The following is a 2398-nucleotide window of genomic DNA, read 5'->3' as shown; positions in this document are numbered from 1 at the left end:
CGGGCCCGTGGGCGCCACGACGCGGGTGGGCGCGGTGGGCGGCGGCATCACCCGCGCGGTGCCGGGGGGCGGCACGACGGCGGTCCGGTCGCCGCCCTGCACCGCCGGGGCGGCGGGGCCTGCGGCCGGTGTGCGGGTGGTCTCGTCGGACACGAAGCGCTCCTCAGCATGGCACCGGGACGACCGGTGGGGACCTGAGAAAACCTATCAGCGTCCCGCCGAACCGCCTGGTCCTGGCTGTGGTCGGTTGTGTGCCGGTCCTGTGACCGGCCCTGTGACCGGCCCCGTGACCCGGCCCCGTGACCCGGCCCTGTGACCCGGCCCCGCGTGCCGGCTCAGCCGTCCCCGCCGGGCAGCACGTCCTGCAGCTGCTCGTCGACCTTCTGCTCGAGGTTCTCCGTCGCGTCGCGCTGCACGTCGTCCGCGGTCTTCTCCAGCTCCTCGCGGGCCTGGTCCGTGGCGTCCTGCTTGGCGTCCTCGATCGTGTCGTCGACCGACTGCCGGACGTCGTCGCGCACCGTCTGCGCGGTCTCCTGCGCGTACCCGACGATGCCGCCGACGGCGAACACCACGATCCACGCGAACACGACCAGGCCGAACGGCCACACGGCGGGCTTGGTGTCGAGCGAGCGGATGGTGCCCAGCAGCCCGGCGATCGCCATGCCGAGCACCGGGATCGTCAGGTTGGCGGCCTGCTCGGACCACTCGGGGTTCAGGTTCAGCATCGCGAGCACGCCGTCGCCGATGCCGCGGAACAGCGGGAACTGCGCCACGTCGGGCATGACGTCGAAGCCCGGGACCAGCCGCACCAGCTGGTACACCCCGAGCACGAGCAGCAGGCGCGGGACCCAGGCCAGGACGGCGCCCGCGACGGCGCCGCCGGGGCCCTCGTCGTCACGGTCCCGGCGGGGCGACGGCGACGGCGACCCTGCGAGATCCTGCCCGAACGGCGAGCCTGCCTGCTGCTGCCCCCACGCCGGCGCGGACTGCTGCTGCCACGGGTCGGGCGGCTGCTGCCCGGGCTGCCCGTACCCGGGCTGCGCGTAGCCCTGCTGACCGTGTCCCTGCTGCCCGTAGCCGCCCTGGCCGTAGGCGTCCTGGCCGTAGGCCTGGCCCGGCTGACCGCCCGGCTGACCGCCCGGCCGGGCACCCGGAGCCGGGTACCCCTGGACGGGCTGCCCGTACACCTGGGTCGGCGGCGCCTGCGTGCCCGCCCCGCCGTCGACGCCCGGCCCCGCCTCGGCCGACCCGGGTGCCGGACCGTACGCCGGCCCGTAGGCCGACTCGCCGGGCCGGTACGGCCGCGCGGGCGGGGGAGCGGCGGCGCGGAAGTCGCGGCTCGCGCCGCCCTGGCCCGTGCCATGCGGTGGCAGCATCTGCGTGGCGTCCCCCGCGGGACCGCCGAGCACCTGCGTCGCGTCCGCGGCCGGGCCGCCGAACACCTGGGTCCGGTCACCGGCGCCGTCGCCCTGCGCGTTCCCGTAGCCCGCGTGGTCGGCGGTGACGGGGTCCATCCGCTGGGTCGCGGCGTACGGCGACGGGCCCGACGCCGCCCCCGGCTGCCCGATCCGTCTGCCCCCGGGGGCGGTCGCGGGCTGGACCTGGGTAGGGTCGTCCGCCGGCGGGATGCGGCGGGTGGGCTCGTCGGGCACGCGAAGGCTCCTCGGTTGTGGCCGGGTTCGACTCCTGTTTGCGCGAGAACCTACCAGGTGGGGTGATTGCCCCGTTGGGCTGGCCAGCGGCGCCAACATGTCCGACCCTTGCATCGGGGGCGAACCCACGCGACGCCGTCGACCCCAGGAACTTCGGAGGAAACGCATGAGCTCTGACACCGTGCCGCGCTGGCCCCGGATCGACGCGATCGTCCGGGAGGACGGCACCGGCGAGGTGACCATCGACGGGACCTATCACCCGATCAGCACGGGCAGCCTCGAGGAGGCCCGGGTGGAGGTGCTGCGCCGGGTGACGGAGAACGCCGCGCGCGTCGGGCGCCCGGTGCGGGCCTCGGCGACCGGTCCGGAAGGGCTCTGGAACCTCATCGTGCACCCGGACGGCACCGTCGTCCCCGAGGAGGACGAGGTCGCCCCGGCGTCGGCACCGACACCGCAGGCCCCGGCCGCGAGCCCGCCCGCGTCTCCCGGCATCCCTCCGGCGACCGGCGCGCCGACGCAGGCGCCCGGCCCGCTGTTCGAGAGCCCGGTGTTCGAGGACGTGCCCGCGGAGCCCGACCCGGAGGACACGGTGCGCCGCGTCCCGTCGCCGGGCCCCGCTCCGGACGCCGACGCCGACGCACAGCCCCCGGCCGACGCCGGGGAGGCGCCGACCAGCCCCGGCGTCCCGCCGTCCGCCGACCCGCTGCCGCGCCCCGACCTGACCGCGCCGCCGCGCACGGACCTGG

1 protein-coding gene and 1 pseudogene are annotated in these 2398 nt (G+C 76.7%); one reads left to right on the top strand and one right to left on the bottom strand.

Features of this window, described 5'->3' with window-relative positions; all coding sequences use genetic code 11:
• Nucleotides 1–335: 335 nt before the first annotated feature.
• Complete coding sequence (locus HLB15_RS23320) at nt 336–1652, bottom strand: tetraspanin family protein (protein ID WP_171109119.1); 1317 nt, start codon at nt 1650–1652, stop codon at nt 336–338.
• Between the two features lie 166 nt (nt 1653–1818).
• On the opposite strand from HLB15_RS23320, the pseudogene HLB15_RS23315 reads away from it, so the two are divergent.
• Nucleotides 1819–2398: pseudogene (locus HLB15_RS23315) on the top strand (hypothetical protein); the annotation flags it as partial.

It is taken from the genome of Promicromonospora citrea (assembly GCF_013004695.1).
In the GTDB taxonomy this organism is placed as follows: domain Bacteria; phylum Actinomycetota; class Actinomycetes; order Actinomycetales; family Cellulomonadaceae; genus Promicromonospora; species Promicromonospora citrea.
The sequence above is the reverse complement of the archived record's forward strand: the minus strand, read 5'-3'. Positions and strand labels throughout refer to the sequence as shown.